Below are 18,443 nucleotides of genomic sequence, written 5' to 3' on the forward strand. Positions count from 1 at the left end.
GCGAACGACGTGAAACAGCAGACCAAGACCCTCCTCGTCTGGCTCGGCATGATCGTAGCCGTGCTCTTGTTGGCGAATCTGATCAACAAGAGTCAAAAGCCCGAGCAGATCACCTACACCGAGTTTCGAAAGCAGGTGATCGGCCAAGAGTTCTCGGCCGAGAAGGCGGCCGTGTCCGTCGAGCTCGAGGTCCACCCGAGCCACGTGGACATTACCTACGAGCCCAAGGACTCCGAGGGCTCCGAGTTCCACGTGGTCGCCCCGGCCACCGACGAGCTCTACCAGCTCCTCCAAGACAACGGCGTCCAGTACAAGGTCGAGCCCGAGGACGAGGGGCTGTTCTTCCAGTTCGCCCTGATGTGGCTCCCGGTGCTGCTGATCGTCGCCGTGATGATCATGTTCATGCGCCAGATGCAAGCCGGCGGCGGCAAGGCCATGAGCTTCGGCAAGTCCAAGGCGCGGCTGCTCAACGAGCACCAGCAAAAGGTGACCTTCAAGGACGTCGCCGGCGTCGAGGAGGCCCGCGACGAGGTCGAGGAGATCATCGACTTCCTCCGCGACACCCGCAAGTACATGCGCGTGGGCGGCCGCATCCCCAAGGGCGTGCTGCTCATGGGCCCGCCCGGAACGGGCAAGACCCTGCTCGCCCGCGCCATCGCCGGTGAGGCTGGGGTCGCCTTCTTCTCCATCTCCGGCTCGGACTTCGTCGAGATGTTCGTCGGCGTCGGTGCCAGCCGCGTGCGCGACCTGTTCGAGCAGGGCAAGAAGAACGCGCCCTGCATCATCTTCATCGACGAGATCGACGCCGTCGGTCGCCACCGCGGCGCCGGCCTGGGCGGCGGTCACGACGAGCGCGAGCAGACCCTCAACCAGCTCCTGGTCGAGATGGACGGCTTCGAGGGCAACGACGGCGTCATCCTGGTCGCCGCGACCAACCGCCCCGACGTCCTCGATCCTGCGCTGCTCCGCCCCGGCCGCTTCGATCGCCGCATCGTCGTGGGCCTGCCCGACGTGCGCGGGCGCGAGGCCATCCTCGGCGTGCACACCCGCAAGGTGCCCCTGGGCGACGACGTCGACCTGGCCACGGCCGCGCGCGGGACCCCGGGCTTCTCAGGCGCGGACCTCGAGAACCTGGTCAACGAGGCGGCCCTCAACGCCGCCCGCTGCAACCGCGACCGGGTCACCCACGACGACTTCGACCACGCCCGCGACAAGGTCATGATGGGCGCCGAGCGCAAGAGCGTGCACATCTCGGTGGCCGAGAAGGAGACCACCGCGTGGCACGAGGCGGGCCACACCCTGGTCGCCGCGCTGCTGCCCAAGGGCGTCGTCGACCCCATCCACAAGGTCACGATCATCCCGCGCGGGCGCGCCCTGGGTCTCACCCACTTCCTGCCCGAGGGCGACAAGCTCAGCTACGACCAGCACAACGCCGAGGGCCACATCGCCGTGAGCCTCGGGGGTCGCATCGCCGAGGAGATCAAGTTCAACGGGCTCAAGAGCACGGGCGCCGGCAACGACCTGTCCAAGTGCAGCGAGCTCGCGCGCAAGATGGTGTGCGAGTGGGGCATGAGCGACCGCCTCGGTCCGATCACCTTCGGCAAGGAGGACGGCGAGCCCTTCCTCGGCCGGGACATCAACCGCCAGGCCAACTACTCGGAGGCGACGGCCCAGGCCATCGACGACGAGGTCCACCGCATCATCACCACGCAGTACAAGCGGGCCCGCAAGCTGCTCGAGGACAACTTCGACGCCCTCGAGCGGGTCAGCCTGGCGCTGATCGAGCGCGAGGTGCTGTCGGCCGACGAGGTCGGTGAGCTCATCGCGGGTCGTCCGCTCCCGCCGGTGGGCACCAAAAAGCGCCCGGTCGCCAACTGGAGCGGGGACGGGGCGTCCCAGCCCGCGAGCCCGGGTCGGGCCCCCGGCGCCGCGCCGACGGGCTTCCCCGTCCCTGATCCGGGTTGATTCCAAGCTAGGCTTCACCCCGCGAAGACACGGCGCCCGCTATGATCGGCGCCGTGTCTTTTTCGTCGCAGTCGAGCCGGGACCGGCTCCAAGCCGCGGTCGAGGCGGTCGAGGCGGTCAGCCGCGCCGAGGTCGTGATCGCCGTGCGAGCCCAGGCGCGGGACTACCTGGGCCGTGACCTCGCGGTGGGGTGCGCGTTTGGCATGGCCGCGCTCGCCTTCCAGCTCTACTCGTCCTTCGTCTTCGAGCTGCACTGGATCCTGCTCATGCCCGCGGCGGTGATCCTGGCCGCGACCATGGGCCTGCGCGCCGTCCCGATCCTGCGCCGGCTCTACCTGCCGGAGCCGCTCATGGCCCTCGCGGTCCGTGACGCCGCGGCCGCGCTGTTCTTCGAGCGAGGCGTCCGCTACACCCGCGAGCGCACCGGCGTGCTGGTGTTCGTGTCGTTGCTCGAGCGTCGGGTCGAGGTGCTCGCGGACAGCGGCGTCCTCGGGGAGGTCCCCGGCGAGGAGTGGGACGCCGCGACCGCTCGGCTGCGCCACGTCCTCGACGGCGAGGGCGGGGGCGGGTCCTTGGCTGAAGCGCTCGCGGAGGCCATCGAAGGGCTCGCGCCGGTGCTCGGCGAGTATTGCGAGCGCCGGGAGGACGACGTCAACGAGCTCGGGGACCTCGTCGACTTGGGCGAGCCCTCCGACGCGCAGCCGGAGCCCGAGGCCGAGGAGCCCGAGACAGAGGCCGAGACCGAAGGGGAGGGACAGTGATGGGCTTGCTGCGAAGGCGTCTTGGATTTGGTCTGGCCCTCGCCGGGCTGGCTCTCCTGGCCCTCGGGCTCTACTTCGGCCTCGAGCTCGACGCCCTCGCGCGCCCGGGCGGCGGGCAGAGCTACTCGGGAGGCGGGGGCTACTCGGGGGGCGGCGGCTATTCGGGAGGTGGTGGCTACTCCGGCGGGGGCGGCTACTCGAGCGGAGGGGGCGGGGGCTCGGGCGACGCGAGCCCGGTGCTCGTCTTTTTGGCGATCATCATCTCGATTCCCCTGGCCATCATCCAGCACCAGCGCGAGAACCAGGCCCAGTGGGACAGCGCCCCGCCGATGCCGCCGCCTCGCTACACGCCGCCGCCCAAGCGCCGCATCGACTGGGACGTGATCCGGCGCCACGACCCGAACTTCTCCGCGGTCGTGTTCGAGGACTTCATCACCAACTTGTTCGTCCGCGCGCAGCAGGCCCGCTGCGACGCTCAGGCCCTCGACGCTCTCGCGCCCTACATCAGCGCGCCTTCCCGCGAGGCCCTGGCCCGCCGGGCCCCGCGGGGCGTCCGCCTCTCGCACGTCGTGATCGGCCGCGTTCAGGTGATCGGCGCGCGCGTGGCGGAGGGGCGCTGCGTCGTGCAGGTGCTGTTCGAGGCCAACTTCAGCGACGAGGTGGGCGAGCGGACCTGGTACATCCGCGACCGCTGGCGCTTCGAGCGGGACGCCGCCGTCACCAGCCGCCCGCCCGAGGCCGTGCGCGCGCTGAGCTGCCCCAACTGCGGCGCGCCTTTCCAGGCCGCCGACGAGAACCGCTGCCAGTACTGCGGCGAGGTCGTCGACACGGGCCGCTTCGACTGGGTGGTGACCCGGGTGCGCCAGCGCGAGCTGAAGCAAACCCCGCCCGCCCTCGGGGGCTACGCGCCGGAGGTGGGGAACGATCGCCCGACCCTGGTCGATCCGGGCTTCAAGCGCGCCATCGCCAGGCTCTACGAGGAGGACCCCGCGCTCAACCGCCACACCCTCGAGGCCCGGGTCGTGTACGTGTTCGACGTGCTCAACGCGGCCTGGACCGCCCGCGACCTCGGGCCCGCGCGCGGGGTCCTGTCCGAGGGGCAGTACGACTCGCTGCGCTACTGGATCGAGGCCTATCACCGCAACGGGTTGATCAACGTGCTCGAGCAGCCGCAGGTCGAGTCCATCCGCCTGGTCAAGCTCGTCCGCGACGCCCACTTCGACGCCCTGACCGTGCGCGTGTTCGCGTCGAGCATCGACTACACCGTCCGCGACGACCCGAGGCGCACCCCCGTCGGCGGCGACCGTCGTCGACCGCGGCGCTACACCGAGTACTGGACGCTGATCCGCGGCGCGGGCGTGCGCGGCCCGACCCACATCGACGGCGGCTGCCCGAACTGCGGCTCCCCGCTGGTCATCAACCAGGCCGGGAACTGCGACCGCTGCGGGGCTCACCTCAGCCGCGGCGAGTTCGACTGGGTGCTCTCGAAGATCGAGCAGGACGAGAGCTACGAGGGCTGAGATGCCAGCTTGCCCTACTCGGCGGCGGGGGCAGCTGCGCAAGCGCTCAGGAACTGTCTCGACGTTCGACAACGCACTCAGCCCGACACGCAATCGCTGGCTGTTGATGCCACGCCATCATGGTGACCCAAGCCGGAGGTAGCCCCTGCCATCGCGTGGCATCATGGCCCGGCCCGATGGACGAGACACACTTGATCGATCTGCTCTGTGATGTGTTCGATGACGAGCAGTTGTACTGGTTCATCGGTGAAGGGCCCCAGGGATCTGAACTGCTCAGCCTTTTGCGCGCGGCCGTAAGCTTGCAGGAGCTGGCGGAACTCGTGGTCGAAGAGCTGCGTTCTCGTGGACTACTCAACGCCCACTTCTTCTGGCGTTTGCGGATGGCGCGACCGCGGGCAAAGCCGCAGATCCTTGAGTTGGAGGCTCAGGCGCTGGGTGAAGTGGGGGCCACGGTCGAAGCTGCTATTGGCGTTGAGGCACGAGAGGAGCCGACCGGGCCAGGGGAAGAGGTAGAGTCATATGTCGACGTGCGTCGGCTATCTACGGCGGAGCTGGGGACCACCGTGTGGATTCGCCGCCTCGCGCGGCTAACAGGGTTCGAACGGGATCGCGTCCGTGAGCTCCTGGATGGAGCTCGGCCTGGTTCCAAGGTTGCGGACCTCCTCGCGGACGGGTGGCCGACACCGAGCGAGCTCGGAGCGATGTCTGTTGCGCGGGTCCAGCGATTCGGTCTCTTGCCCTGGCTCGCAGAGGTCGTCGAGTTCTCGTGCGTTGAACTCGAGGACCTCTTCGCTGTTGTCCACGGGCGCACACAGGTTCGGACTGCGCTCGGTTCCCGTTGGCCTCAGGAATTGGATGAAGACATGGAGGAAGAAGAGGAAGAAGAGGAAGAAGAGGAAGAAGAAGTCGACATTGCTACCTGCACGGCGAAGCAGGCGATTGCCAGCGAGCTATTCAACGAGATCGCGCTCGTCACTGGGCTGAGCGAGCGAGTTGTTGCCCGGCGCCTTCGCAGCTTCGACCCCCGAACGCGAGTCCGGAACGTGTTTGCACGCGAGTGGCCGAGCCTCGCCGATCTCGGTGACTGGTCCGTTGCGCGGGCACGACAGCTCGGGCTGTTTCCGACGATCGCCCACCAGCTCAAGATCGAACAGGTAGTTCTAGAGACCAAGCTCGAGGGGGTGCACGGGCGGACGCAGGTTCGCAACGCTCTCGGAGAAGTCTGGGGGAAGGAAGACGAAGACGAGGACGTCGCAGGTGCTCCGCTGAGCGCTGAGACACTTCTGATCCAGAGTCCGTTTTGTGAGCTCCGGGCGTCGCAGGTGCGTGCATTTGGGCTAGAACGTCGACTTGCCGCGATTACGGGTCATGAGCGGCAGTACGTCGAACATACCCTCGGGCATTTCGATCCTCGCACGCGCGTCAAGAATATTTTTGTCGACGAGTGGCCTTCGCTCGTGGAGGTTGGAGCTTGGTCGGTAGCGCGCGCGCTACGTTTGGGACTCGTCGGAGAGCTCGCCGCTGACTTGGACCTCGACCCCAAGGCGGTTTGGGAGGCGCTGAGTTCTGTTGAGGGTCATACTTGGGTACGTACCGCACTTCTCGAGGATTGGTACGACGAGGAGGACGAGGAGGACGAGGGCGAGGAGGACGAGGAGGACGAGGAGGGCGAGGAGGGCGAGGAGGGCGAGGACGAGGAGGGCGAGGAGGACGAGGACGAGGGAGGTGAAGAAGCTGGGGCTCCGGGGAGCGCTTGTATCGCCAAACTCCGTGTGAACCAGCTGCGTGGGACAATCTCGAGCGTGGTGTTGGCCGAAGTCACTCAGCTCAGTCTGGACCGCGTGGAGGCTCGGCTCCGAAAGGCACATCACCGCAGTTTGGTAGGGAAGGTCTTTGCTGATGAGTGGCCAACGAGCGAGGATCTCGCCAGTTGGCCGGTGGCCAAGGTGCTGCGCCTCGGGCTAGGTGATGAGGTCGCGCGCGTGCTTGGGCTGGAGGTCCAGGAGGTCGAACGAGCGCTCCAGGCCTCGTTGTGGAGCAAGAGCGTCAGTGAGGTGTTTGCTGAGGAGTGGAGTGGCCCAGTGGTCACAGCGGCCAACATCATGAGCGAGCGCCCTGGAGCGTCGAGCCGGTCGGACGAGCCCGCGCTTAGTGGGCTACGAATCGCACAGTTGCGTGCAGGTTTAGGGCCCGTGATCGTGGCGGAGTTGACAGGCTTGCGGCTGGCAGAGGTGCGGGCCCGTCTCGAGGACGCCCACGCACGCAAGCGGGTGACAACCGTGTTCGCCAACGAGTGGCCGTCGCAGGAGGACCTTGGCGAGTTTTCAGTCGCTCGCGTACTACGCCTCGGTCTCATCGGTGATATTGCCGAGGCGACTCATCTCGAAGCTGAGGAGGTCGATCGGCGGCTCCTTGGAGCGCGGGGGTACCAACAGATATGGGAGGCCTTTCCTGACGAGTGGCCCTACGTCTACGAGGAGGAGGAAGCGCGCGGCGAGGGCGATTCGGATGAGACGAGTGAGGGAGCGTTCGAACTGGGCGGGTTGTCGGTGGCTCAGGCCCGGCGGCGTGGGCTCGCGCGAACGATCGCTGCAGTTACGAGCATGGACGTGGAGGAGGTCACTCGTGACCTAGCGTCAGTCCATGGACGCACACGGGTCAAGAATCTGTTCGCTGACCACTGGCCGACGAGTGATGTTCTGGGTTCATGGTCGGGAGTTCGGGCTGCCCGCCATGGTCTCGCCCGGACGATCGCCGAGCTGACGGAGCTCGATCTCGAGATCGTACAAGCACGCCTCGCTGAAGCTCGCGGACGGACAATGGTCCGAACCTTGTTTGCCGACGAGTGGCCCGAGTGGGAGTGGGACGTCGAAGACGAGTACTGGGACGAGGAAGAGGAAGAGGAAGAAGAAGAAGAAGAAGAAGAAGAAGAAGAGCTTGGTGAGGCCGGTGACGGTGACCGAGGTGACGACCAGGCGGATGTTCGGCGGCCCAAGGGCGAGAGTCCGCTCACCGAACGCACCGTAGCTCGTGCATTGCGCGATGGGCTGACGCCGACGATCGCAGAGCTAGCCAATTTGGGCCATCAGGCCGTTGAGCGTCGGCTGCGGGCGACGGATGGGCGTCGACGACTCCACGCGGCCATCCCAGAGCTTTGGGATGGGATCGAGGTGATCGGGCAGCGCACGGCCGGCCACGTTGTACGCAATGGGCACGTTACGGTCACTGCGGAGGTCGTGGGCGTGCCGTACGACCAAGTGCACCGAATGCTTCGTGACGCCGACAGTCGAGGGGTTGTTGCACGAGTTCTCTCCGAGTGGTGGCCTGACGTCGACGCAGGGCGACGAAAGTCTGGTTCGGAGCGAAGCAAGCCTACACCGCTGCCAGAGGAGCCATCGACGGAGCCTGAACTGGAGAGCATCGTCGAACCGACGAAGGCTGCCGGGATCATTAACCTCAGCGAGCGGAGTTGGGGCCGACAGTTTGCCGACCTCGTCGCCGAGTTTCACAGCCGGAATTTGATCGCCTTCGTCGGCGCTGGTGTGTCTCTGGGGGCGGGACTGCCATCGTGGAGCGAACTGTTGCGGAAAGTCGTCGCGGAGATCCGGGATGTCACCGATCCGCAGAGCATTGCGGAGATCGAACAGCTCGAATCGAACAAGCGGCTGATTGACGCAATGTCGGCCGCGAGGCTCGGTGCTGGAGCGCAGACATTTGATCGCTTGGTGGAGAAGTTCCTTGCCGACGCAGACCGGGAGCCGCCGCCGACTGCGAAAGCGATCGCTGCACTACACCCAGAGCTCCGTGCAGTGATGACGACAAACGTCGACACCCTCCTCGAGCGGGCGTTTAAGGGGCGCTGGTGGTCAACTGCGAAGATGTTGCCCGACATCGGGCGGCGCAAGCACTACATCCTCAAACTCCACGGCACCTTGCAGGATCGCAGTACCTGGGTGTTCACCCGCGAGCAGTACGATCGGGTCATGTACGCCGATCCGCACTATCGAGGCATGTTCACTACGATTTTCAGTACCTCGCCCTTGATGTTCGTGGGCTATGGTCTCAGCGACGGGGACTTCGATCAGATCCTCGGGCACGTGCGTGCGTATGCCGGCGCGCAGCCACCAACCCACTTCGCGCTGGTCGACTCGGAGATGGCGACGCCCTACCGTCGGGCGCTACTGGAGTCGAGCGGGATTCGGCTCTTGCCATACTCGTCGGCCAACAACCATGCTGAGCTCGTCGAGATCCTCGAGCTGTTGCGCGAGAGCCAGCCACGCTGATCGCTCCAAGGTCCTCGAGTGAGCCGCGACAGGCTCGTCATTGGGAGGCGAGACCCTAGAGCAGCTGTTCCAAGGCGCGCATGAACTCGGGATCGTTCTCGACGATCACGCCCTCGCGCTGCCAGCGGATGTTGCCCTCGCGGTCGATCAGGAAGCTCGTCGGGTAGCCGTTGAGCTCGAAGGCGACCTGGGCTTTGTTCTCGAAGTCGACCCAGACGGGGTAGGGGATGCCGTTGTGGGCGACGGCCTTGCGCACGGCGACGAGCTTGCGGCGGCTGTCGGCGTTGAGGCCGATGACGGTGAAGCCCCGGGGCTCGAGGGAGCGGTGCAGGTCGGCGAGCACGGGGAGCTCGCGCATGCACGGCTCACACCACGTGGCCCAGGTGTTGAGCAGGACCACGGTGCCCTTTAGATCTTCGAGGGAGACCTCTTCGGCCTCGAGGTTCTTGGTCTCGAAGGTCGGCGCGGGGCGGCTGGGGAGCCCGCTCGGGTCTGCGCCGGCGCCTTCGGCCTTCGCGCCCTCGCCCTTGGTGCAGGCGGAGGCTCCCAGGGACAGCGCCAAAGCTGCGCCGAGTGCGATCAGGGCAAGGGGGCTCGTACGGGTCAAGGCAAGCTCGATCTACCGCGGGGAGCCGAGAGCGTCCACCGCCCGGCCCGCGAGGTCGACCGCCAACATGGAGACATGGACAGCAAGGATCCGCAGCTCCTCACGCGGCCTGGGCCATGCCGAGGCCGTAGTTGGTGGCGTAGTCGGCGAGCTGCTCGCGCAGCTGCTTGCGGGCGCGGTGCAGCCGGCTCATGACCGTGCCCACGGGGCAGCCCAGCTCCACGGCGGCCTCCTTGTAGGCCATGCCCTGGACGTCGACGAGCTCGATGACCTGGCGGTAGTGGCTGGGCAGCTCGGCGAGGGCGCCGAGGACCTCGTCGGAGAAGTGGGTGCTGTGCCAGTGACCCTCGGGGGCGTGGGCCTCCTCGAGGCGGCGGGGATCGTAGAGGTACTGGAGCAGGTCGGGGCGCGCGGCCGCGGCGTCGACGACCTTTTGGTGGCGGTGGCGAGAGATGAAGGTGTTGATGAGGATGCGCGAGAGCCAGGCGCCGAGGCTGCTGTTGCGCTCGAAGCGGTGCCAGTTCGTCCACGCCTTGGTCAGCGCCTCCTGGACCAGGTCCTGGGACTCCGAGGGCTGGTGGGTCAGGCGCATGCCGATGCGGAACAGCCGGGGGAGGTGGGGCTTGGTGAGGGAGGCGAACTCGATGGAGGCGGTGGCGGTCGCGGTCATGCCCCCTTGCAAAGCAATGCCTTCGCCATCTATATAAAGTCAATGATTTCATGTGCTTGACTCAAAAGACGGGATTCGTTGATCCGTGATGTTCGGATAAGTTGCAAGCGCGAACGAAATTGCAGCGGGCCACCAAACCAGACAGACTGGCGGAGTGAGTCGCTCCCGCCTGCCCGCGCTGCTCCTCAGCACGCTCCCTGCCTTCGCCGCGGGCGTGGCGAGCTCCGCGGCTAGCGAAGTCCGCGCCGCTCCGGAGGCGGACGCTGCCCAAGGGGACGCAGAGCCCGAGGACGACTACGGCCGCTACCCCATCTGGCCCACGGAGATCGAGCGCATCGCCGCGCCGCTTCGGGATCCAGCGATGACCACCGAGAGCGGGCGCATGGCCGCCCTCGAGGAGCTGCGGCCCTACGCGACGCGGGTCATCTCGGCGGAGATCGAGTTCGCGCTGACGGACCCTGCCCCGGAGGTCCGCAACTTCGCCCTCGGGATCTGCGTCGAACGGCGCCTTGTCAGCTGCGTCGACGAGGCCGAGGCGATGTGGGACTCGGGCGAGCCGGGGGTGCGCTTCATGGCGCTCTCGCTGCTGAGCTTCGACCCGAGCGAGGCGCACCTCGAGCGCCTCTACGAGGCGATGCGCGATCCCAACGACATGATCCGCGAGCACGCCATCGACCGCCTGGTCGACGCGCCCCTCGACGAGCAGGCGGCCGCGTCGGCGCGGCGCGAGATCGTCGGTCAGCTCGGCGACGTGTCCGCGCGGGTGCGCCGAGCCGCGGCGCGAGGCTTGGGGCGCCTGGGGCCGGGGGAGGGCGCGCTGGCGCTGGTCCGGCTCCTCGACGACGTGGACGTGGGGGTCGCCCGGGACGCCGCCGAGGCGCTGGGCAAGCTCCGCGACGAGCGCGCGGCTCCGGCCTTGCTGCGCGCCCTCGACAGCCCGCCGACGCCGGAGTTCGCCCGCGCCGGGCTCGGGGCCATCGCCGCGCTCTCGGGCGAGGAGCTCGACCAGGCCCTGCTGGACTTTCTCGACACGCCGCCCCGCAACGCCCGGCGCTCCGACGTCGCCTGGGCCGTGGGCACCCGCCTCGAGCCAGGCGCGGCGCTCATCGCCGGCCTCGTCGAGCGCATGCGCGACCCGGATCTGCGCGAGCACTGCACCCGGGCGCTGCTGTGGATGGGCGAGCGGGCCGTGCCCTTTTTGGAGGCGGCGATCGAGCGCGGGCTCGAGCCGGACGTGCGCCTCGAGGTCGATCGTCTGCTGGCCGCCCGCAGCTTGCCGGCGACGCGCCGCGACGAGCTCGACATCATCGAGACCCAGCACAGCGAGGGCGGCTCGACGCGCGCGGCGGCGATGGCTTGGCCCGAGCCCGTCGCGTGGCCCGAGGCCGACGCGCGCGAGGCCTGGTTCGAGCGTCTGGCTGAGCCGAAGGAGCTCGAGGCGGGGGCGGCCCTGGCCGAGCTCGCCCGGCGTGAGGAGCTGTCTTGGTTCGAGGGCGCGATCGGCTGGACCCTCGAGCGCGCCGGCACGGCCGAGGCCGCTGGCCCTTGGCTGGTCGCGCTGGCCCTCGCCCCCGAGGGCACCCTCGGCGGACGCGGACACACCATCGCGTGGGGCCAGGTGGCCAACTGGGCCGCGAACGCGGGCGGGGGCGCCGAGGGGCGCTGCCTGGCGACGCTGGCCCTGGGCAGCGCCGCCGGCACGCGCCACGAGGACACGGTCCACGCCGAGCTGGTCCGCCTCGCGGGGGCGCACCTCGAGGACGTCCGGGCCTGCGCCGCCATGGCCCTGGTTCGCTTTGGCGACGACGCCGTGCTCGACGCGCTGTTGGCCGACCCCTCGCCGCGGGTGCGCGCGATGACGGCCGTGGCGATCCGGTCGCTGCGCCGCCCGGCGGCCGACCTGCGCATGCGCCTGGCGGTCCAGGCCGACCGCGATCCCCACGCGCGGGCGCGGACCGGCGCCGCCGCGACCCTGGCCAAGCTCGAGGCGCCCGGCCGGGGATCCCGGCGCGCGCGCAAGCAGCAAGCGCCGCTGGTCCTGCTGCGCGCGGAGCTCTCGATGTTCGCCGCTGTTTCCGACGCCGACTCCAAGCGCGAGGCCCTGCACTGGCAGCGCTTCGAGCTGGACGGCCAGACCATCGACCTGCCGGTGTTTGGCAGCGCCCGGCCCGGGCGACCGATGCCCTGGACGCTCGCGCCGCTGGCGGGGGCCCAGGTCGTCGACATCGACACCGGAGCCGCAGGCGTGCGGCCGCGTCCCTACACCTACGACGTGTTCGAGATGCACATGTAGCCGGGGCCCGGCCAGTTCAGGTCAGCTCATCGCCACGGCGACGACGCCGATCGCCAGCGCGACGGCGAGGACGGTGATCAGCACCCACAGCCCGGTCCGCGAGCCCTGCTGCGGCGCGGGCGAGGCCGTCGGCGGGCGGGGCATGGGCCGGACCACGCTCTTGTCGACCTCGGCGGCGCGCTTTTCGAACAGCGGGCGCAGCCCGGGGAGGTCGACGGCGAGGAATTCCTCTCCGCTGCTCGCGTCGGTCACCGTGTCGACGCTGCGCAGCTTGCCCATGGGGATGAGCTGCTCGAGCTGGGCGAGGTCGTAGGGGCCGAAGGTCTTGCCCTTGCGGGTGATCGTGAAGTTGCGCGGGCCCTGGCCAAAGGCCGCCATCACGCTGCCGTCGGGGGCCGGCATGACGATCGAGACCTCGGTGTCGCCGAACATCGGGGCGGGGCGCCCGATGGGGCCGGACGCGCTCGCCGAGGGCCCGGCCGTGGCCGTGGCGGTGTCGAAGTTCATGGCGGCCGGGGCTGCGGCGGGGGGGCTCGCGGCCGGGGCCGTATCGTCGAAGTTGATCGGGGCGGGGGCGGCCGGGGCCGCGCCGGGTCCAGCCCCGAACACCTTGGTGCGCGCGGCGGTCCGCTGCGGAGGGGGAGTGCTCGCGGGTGGCGGAGCGACCGGGGGCGGAGGTGGAGCGTGGGATTGCACGGGGGCTCGGGCCGGCGGCGGGGCTGGAGGGGGTGCCGGGGGGGCCGGCGGCGCGGTGGGCTGGCCAGGGCCGGGGATGTTCCAGGCGCCGGAGCCCGGGGTGGGGGCGCCGATGTTCCAGGCGCCGGAGCCCGGGGTGGGGGCGCCGATGTTCCAGGCGCCGGAGCCCTGGGTCGGCCCCACGTCGCCCGCCCACGGCGGGGCGGCGGGCGGCGGCGGTCGCCAGGGTCGGGCGCGGACCGTCGGCGAGCGCGGGTCCGCCTGCTCGCCGTACTGCACGGGCTCGAGCACCGCGCTCGGCTCGACCGGATCCTCGCCGAGGCCCACGGCCGCCTGCAGCCGCTTGGAGAACATCGAGAGCTCCTGGGGGCGCTCGTCGGGGTTGGGCCGGCTGGCGACCTCGAGGATGCGCTGGAGCCGGGGCGGCAGCCCAAAGCGCTCGAGCGACATGCCGGACTCGAGCGGCTGGCCCGTGAGGATCTCGAGCACCAGCCCTGCGGCCCCGAGCACGTCCGTCTCCACCCGAGGCATGTGCGGCGACTCGAACAGCTCCTTGCCGGCCATGGGCAGGTAGCCGGCCTTGGCGTAGGGCTCGAAGCCCGGCGCGAAGGGCAGCAGCGGCCCCTCGCCCGCGGCCGACAGCAGCGCCTGCGGCATGCCCCCCGTGGGGTACATGAACACGTTGTCGACGGTCACGAAGCCGTGCACGGCGCGCTCGTGGAGGGCCTTGAGGGCCTCGCAGACCTGCACCGCGATGGCCACGGCGTTGAGCGGATCGAGGGTGTGTCCGGCCTGCCAGACATCGTGCAGCCACGCGCGCAGGGTGGGGCAGCCAGGGTCCGGGCGGACCATGAAGAAGGTGTCGAGGCCGTCGTCGCCCAGGGGCAGGCGGACGATGCCGTAGGTCGGCAACAAGTTGGGGTGCACGATCTCGCCGACCTGCACGACTTGGTGGCTGAGCATGTCGCGGAGCTCCCGCTGCATCACGCACTCGGGGGCGAGCACGGTGAGCAGCAACAAGCTCTTGCCCTGCCGCGCCCGAAAGCGCTGACCGTGGGCCTGCTCGCCGAGGTCGTCGAGGATGACGATGGGTGTCCCGAACTGCTCGCCGGGAACGCGCAGATTGTCGGGATCGATGATGGCGCCCGGGGCCAGCACGGTCCGCGAGCATAAGCCAAGGTCAGCCAAAATGGAGCATGGTTGACGAATTTCCTCGCCCCCGGCCGCGAGCCCGGGCGTCGAAGTGGGCTCGCGCGGCTCGGGGGCTCGCTCGTGCGCGCTGGACCGCGCCGCGGTGGCGCATTTTGGCCCGGCGGCACACGCAGGGCCGGGCCACTCATCGGGCTCTGGCGGGGTCCCGGCCGGGCGAATCAGTCCGTGACGCGATCGTTGCGCTGTTGGCGGATTCCGCTGAGGAGCGACTGGGCCGACTCACGCACGAGCGGATCGGTGTTTCCGTCCGCGATCACGCCCTCGATCCACGGCTCGACCTCTGCACGGATGGCCGGGGTGGTCGCCCGCATGGCCCCGAGGCCGTGGATGACCTTCATCCCGAAGCTGTCCTGGGGCATCAGCAGATCCTCGCGGTCGTACTCGCCGTCGGGGGAGATGAACACCGAGATGCGCTCGCAGGTGGTCTTGCGCTGCTCCGGGGTGGCGGCGTCGTAGGCGTGGATGAGCGCGAGGTTCGAGCGCTCGTCGGTCAGGATGCCGAGGCCATGGATGATCGCGCACTTGGTCAGGAGCGGCGCGGCCGGGAGGCGCTGCTCGAGCAGGTCGGCGGCTTCGCGGCCCTTGCCGCTGTCGCGCTGCTGGGAGAGGGCCCAGGCCGCCATGCGCTGGACGTCCTCGTTGGGGTGCCACAGAGCCTTGTCGAGGACCTCGAGGGTGTCCGGGTGCTGCAGGTAGCCCAGGCCCCACAGCAGCCGGATGTCGACGGCGCCCTCGCTGGGCGGGCGATCGAGCTCGAGCGTGAGCGCGGCGGCGACCTCATCGGCGGCGGCCTGGTGTTGGAGGCGGGCGAGGGTCACGATGGCCTCGCGCTGGACCTCCGGCGCGCCGTGGCGCATGCGGTCGACGAGCGGGGGGATCCGGTGCCGGTTCATGGACGCGTTGTCTTTTTGACGCCCCATCGCCCAGGTCGCGTAGGCGGCCACCTCGGGCTCGGCCTCGAGCATGGTCTGCTCCAAAACATCCAGCACTTCCGGGCGGTTGTGGAGCGAGAGCTCGCGGACAGCTTCACGCTTGTGGGGGAGGCTGGTGTCCTTGGATTTGAGGGTGTGGACGTACTGGCCGATGTCCTTCCACCACCCGTTGAAGCCGCGGTTGACCAGGTTGAACAGGCCGTAGGTCAGCACGCAGCACAGCAGGACCATGACGGGGAAGCTGGTCGTGCTGCGCTGCATGGACGCGGCGACGTCCTCGACGGCCTCGTTCTTGCCGACGAAGCGGCCGGTCTTGCCCTGGAGGTTGCGCCGAAAGGCGCCCTTGAACACGATCTCGTCGAGCCAAAAGGCGTCGGCGAGGCCCGCGAGTCCGAGGGCGCCATAGTAGATGGCGAACATCACGTCGGGGTTGCCGGCGCCGGCCCGCAGGTAGCTCGACACGTAGACCGCCGCGAACAGCCCGATCATGTTGGCCGAGATCACTCCGAGCCAGAGCTTGACGCCGGTGCGCCGGGGGTCGTTGGAGCGGTAGCCTGGGGGGACCTTGGCGGCCATGGCTGGAGTCATACCCCGCGCATGACCCCGATGGCACGTGAGGGTTCCAGCTCCCGGGCCCTGCAGGCTGCGAGTCGAGGCGGGCGCGCCCGCCGATCGCCGTTTTTTTGCGCTTTTTTTGGCCCCGAGCGGGGGGGGCCCTAGCGTGGCGAGCGGTGAACGCCCACGCTGCCAACGGAGCCAGCCTACGCGTCGGCGCGGGGGAGCCCTCCCGAGCGCGTCGACCTCGTCGCGCCCAGGCCCCGAAATCGGGGACCCGGCGGAGCTCCAAGCGGAGGCGATCGCAGCGAGAGGGGCCCGCTCCCGACGCTGAAGTTGAGGCGGACGCCGAGCGCCGCGAACAGCCTGATCCGGACGGACAGGAGCCTCCCCGTTCGCCCTGGCGCGCGGCCCTGGCCGGCGCCGAGGCGGTCACCATGCTCGCCGCCGGAGCGGTCGCCGCGGCCATGCTCGCGGGCGCCTGGGAGCAGCGCGCCGAGGCCGAGCCCCTCGTCGCCGACGGGGTGACCCTGGCCGGGGAGCCGATCGGCGGGCTCTCGCGCGCCGAGGTCGAGGCCGTGGCGGCGAGCGTCGCCGAGCGCGAGCTCGATCGCGCCTTGACTCTTCGCGCCGGTCCGGCCGAGCGCTCGACCTCTGCCCGGGCCCTCGGCGCGGTCCCAGCCCCCGAGGCCGCCGTCGACGAGGCCCTGCGCTTTGGCAACTCCGGCGACCTCATCGATGACCTGCGCGCCCGCTCCCTCGCCCGCTCGGGCGCCGTGGACCTGCGCGTGGGCATGCGCTTTGACGAGCAGCGGGCCCTCGACCAGCTCCTCGAGCTCGCCCCGGAGGTCGACACCCTGTCCCTGCCGACGCGCCTGGACCTCGAGGCCCGGCAGGTGCTCGGCGCGACCCGGGGCACGGCCTTGCTGCCCTACGACTCCCTGTCGAGCGTGGCCCTGGGCCTGGCCTCGGGCTCGGAGACCATCGAGCTCGCCGTCGCCCACAAGGCCCCGGTCGAGGACCCCCTCGGGGTGATCGCCGATCAGCTCGACGTCGGCGTGGTGCTCGGCTCGTTCTCGACGCCCTACTCCATGGACGCGGCCAAGGCCGACCGGACCGCGAACCTCAAGGTCGGCGCGGCGGCCCTCGACGGCCACGTGCTCATGCCGGGGGAGACCTTTTCGTTCAACGAGGTCGTCGGCAACCGCAGCGCCGAGAACGGCTACCGCTACGCCCCGGGCATCTCCGGCGGGCAGATCATCGACGTGCTCGGGGGCGGCATCTGCCAGATCGCCAGCACCCTGTTCGGCGCCGGCTTCTTCGCCGGCCTCGAGGTCGTGCACGCCCGCCCGCACAGCCGCCCGAGCAGCTACGTCGACATGGGCCTCGACGCGACCGTGGTCTGGGACAGCGTCGACCTGGTGCTGCGCAACCCCTACGAGTTCCCGGTCGTCGTGCACATGTCGGTGAACCAGGGCCAGGTCCACGGCGAGGTCCTCGGCCCGCGCCGGCCCTATCAAGTCGCCTTCGAGCGCTCCCTCGTCGAGTCCATGCCCTACGAGACCGTCGAGCGGGCCGACCCGCGCCTGCGCGCGGGGACCTCGGTCGTCGTCCAGCGGGGCATGCGGGGCTTCAAGCTCGAGCGCGTCCGCAAGCTCTACGCCGGCGGCGAGGTGGTCGACGAGCACAGCTGGGACCTGACCTATCCGGCGACCCGCGAGATCATCCGGGTGGGCACGAACCCCGCCGGTGCCGAGCCCGAGAAGAAGTCCCTCGCGGCCCTGCGCGACCCGGCTGCGTCCATGCGCATCATGCAGTAGCTTTGACCCCCCGCAGGCGGTTTCGCCTGGGGCCGCAGCGGACCTGCTGCGCAGGTCCTCTCCTCGCTGCGCTCGTCGGGCGGGGTCATTCGTGGGTTCGATGACGCATGGGGTGCCCCCCTGGGAGGGGGGCTGGTTTGACGGAGATGAGGGACGCTCTGGGAGCCCGCGCTTTCGCGGTTTTTTTCGTTTTCAGCCGGGACTGTTCTAGGCCGATTAGCAGAGATCTCTGAGCGATCCCGCCGCGATCTCCCGATTTTCCGCAGATTTCAAACAGGAGACGAACACATGCGCGAAATGCATAAATGGAAGGACAAGGTCGAGTTCTCCCTGGACAACCGCCAGATCTTCTTCCTGTTCTTTGGCCTCTCCGTCGTCGGCTGCTTCGTGTTCGCCCTCGGCATCATGACCGGGCGCCGCTTGCAGTGGGACCCCGGTGAGCAGGTCGCCGCCGTGGGTGATCAGAACTCCCTCGACATGCTCGAGGGCGAGGAAGAGGACGAGCGCTTCGCCTTCAAGCGCGGCCTGTCCGAGTCCGACACCGAGGCCATCCCCCCGACCCGCGACCCGGGCGTTCCGCCCCGGGACGAGGACGAGGTCAAGGCCGAGAAGAAGGCCGCCGCCGAGGCCCTCGCCGCGGCCAAGGCGGCCGCCAAGGCCGAGCAGGTCGAGCAGCGCGAGGCCCAGCTCGCGGCCGTGGACGCCCAGGTCGACGCTCACGAGCGGGTCCTGGCCCAGGGCGAGCCCGCCGCGGCGCAGCCCCAGGGCGAGACCGCCGAGGCCGACGGCAAGCGCCAGTTCACCCTGCAGATGAAGGCCTTCTCGCGCATCGAGGACGCCGAGAAGCTCGCCGAGAAGCTCCGCCACAACGGCCACGACGTGCGCATCGAGAGCGACGAGGCCCGCGGCCGCACCTGGCACCGCGTCCGCCTGGGCGTGTTTGAGGACTGGGCCACCGCGCTCGAGGCCAAGACGGCCTTCGAGGAGTCTGAGAAGATCATCGCCTACGTCGTCAGCGTGTGAAGATCGCGTGGGCCTCGCTCCGAGGTCCGACGCCACCGAAGGGGAGCCCGTGCGGCTCCCCTTCTCGTTTTTGGCGTTCCAAAGCCCTTGCGCGGGGTTTTCGGCC

At 69.4% G+C, this 18,443-nt stretch carries 11 protein-coding genes; 7 read left to right on the forward strand and 4 right to left on the reverse strand.

Translation table 11 applies throughout. The features are described 5' to 3' along the window. The first annotated feature begins 9 nt into the window (after positions 1-9). The 4 genes from ftsH (at position 10) to PPSIR1_RS48125 (ending at position 8,529) form a co-directional block, all read left to right on the forward strand. Entirely contained in the window at positions 10-1,965 is a 1,956-nt protein-coding gene (ftsH, locus tag PPSIR1_RS21690) for an ATP-dependent zinc metalloprotease FtsH (protein ID WP_006973301.1), read from the forward strand. A gap of 53 nt (positions 1,966-2,018) precedes the next feature. Continuing rightward, entirely contained in the window at positions 2,019-2,726 is a 708-nt protein-coding gene (locus tag PPSIR1_RS43440; RefSeq protein ID WP_157595811.1) for a hypothetical protein, read from the forward strand. A gap of 5 nt (positions 2,727-2,731) precedes the next feature. Further along, positions 2,732-4,246 carry a TIM44-like domain-containing protein gene (locus PPSIR1_RS21700; protein ID WP_157595812.1) on the forward strand — a complete coding sequence of 505 codons (1,515 nt, stop codon included), beginning with the start codon at positions 2,732-2,734 and terminating at the stop codon, positions 4,244-4,246. A 176-nt stretch (positions 4,247-4,422) separates the two neighbouring features. Further along, the gene (locus tag PPSIR1_RS48125) at positions 4,423-8,529 is read left to right on the forward strand and encodes an SIR2 family protein (protein ID WP_006973304.1); all 4,107 of its coding nucleotides are present in this window, start codon (positions 4,423-4,425) and stop codon (positions 8,527-8,529) included. A gap of 55 nt (positions 8,530-8,584) precedes the next feature. On the opposite strand, the gene PPSIR1_RS21710 is transcribed toward PPSIR1_RS48125, so the two are convergent. Both PPSIR1_RS21710 and PPSIR1_RS21715 read right to left on the reverse strand, forming a co-directional pair. Beyond that, positions 8,585-9,091 (reverse strand): TlpA family protein disulfide reductase, encoded by a 507-nt coding sequence (locus tag PPSIR1_RS21710; RefSeq protein ID WP_006973305.1) that lies wholly within the window; start codon positions 9,089-9,091, stop codon positions 8,585-8,587. A gap of 145 nt (positions 9,092-9,236) precedes the next feature. Next, the gene (locus PPSIR1_RS21715) at positions 9,237-9,806 is read right to left on the reverse strand and encodes a sigma-70 family RNA polymerase sigma factor (protein WP_006973306.1); all 570 of its coding nucleotides are present in this window, start codon (positions 9,804-9,806) and stop codon (positions 9,237-9,239) included. A 154-nt stretch (positions 9,807-9,960) separates the two neighbouring features. On the opposite strand from PPSIR1_RS21715, the gene PPSIR1_RS21720 reads away from it, so the two are divergent. Beyond that, positions 9,961-12,099, forward strand: coding sequence for a HEAT repeat domain-containing protein (locus PPSIR1_RS21720; RefSeq protein WP_006973307.1), 2,139 nt, complete (start codon positions 9,961-9,963; stop codon positions 12,097-12,099). A gap of 21 nt (positions 12,100-12,120) precedes the next feature. Here PPSIR1_RS21720 and PPSIR1_RS21725 read toward each other — a convergent pair whose 3' ends face one another. Further along, a complete protein-coding gene (locus PPSIR1_RS21725) occupies positions 12,121-13,953 on the reverse strand; it encodes a serine/threonine-protein kinase (RefSeq protein WP_006973308.1) in 1,833 nt (610 codons plus the stop codon). Positions 13,954-14,165: 212 nt separating this feature from the next. Next, on the reverse strand, positions 14,166-15,515 hold the full coding sequence (locus PPSIR1_RS21730; protein ID WP_006973309.1) for a HEAT repeat domain-containing protein: 1,350 nt from the start codon (positions 15,513-15,515) through the stop codon (positions 14,166-14,168). Between the two features lie 416 nt (positions 15,516-15,931). Between PPSIR1_RS21730 and PPSIR1_RS21735 the strand changes: the two genes are divergently transcribed. Next, on the forward strand, positions 15,932-17,314 hold the full coding sequence (locus PPSIR1_RS21735; protein WP_006973310.1) for a VanW family protein: 1,383 nt from the start codon (positions 15,932-15,934) through the stop codon (positions 17,312-17,314). A 297-nt stretch (positions 17,315-17,611) separates the two neighbouring features. After that, complete coding sequence (locus PPSIR1_RS21740) at positions 17,612-18,337, forward strand: SPOR domain-containing protein (protein ID WP_157595813.1); 726 nt, start codon at positions 17,612-17,614, stop codon at positions 18,335-18,337. Positions 18,338-18,443 lie beyond the last annotated feature (106 nt).

It is taken from the genome of Plesiocystis pacifica SIR-1, assembly GCF_000170895.1.
Classification (GTDB): domain Bacteria; phylum Myxococcota_A; class Polyangia; order Nannocystales; family Nannocystaceae; genus Plesiocystis; species Plesiocystis pacifica.

Excerpts from the sequence above, each read along its gene's own strand:
- PPSIR1_RS48125 (WP_006973304.1), top strand. The coding sequence starts at position 4,423 with ATGGACGAGACACACTTGATCGATCTGCTCTGTGATGTGTTCGATGAC.
- PPSIR1_RS21715 (WP_006973306.1), bottom strand. The coding sequence starts at position 9,806 with ATGACCGCGACCGCCACCGCCTCCATCGAGTTCGCCTCCCTCACCAAG.
- PPSIR1_RS21730 (WP_006973309.1), bottom strand. The coding sequence starts at position 15,515 with ATGGCCGCCAAGGTCCCCCCAGGCTACCGCTCCAACGACCCCCGGCGC.
- PPSIR1_RS21735 (WP_006973310.1), top strand. The coding sequence starts at position 15,932 with ATGCTCGCCGCCGGAGCGGTCGCCGCGGCCATGCTCGCGGGCGCCTGG.
- PPSIR1_RS21740 (WP_157595813.1), top strand. The coding sequence starts at position 17,612 with ATGCATAAATGGAAGGACAAGGTCGAGTTCTCCCTGGACAACCGCCAG.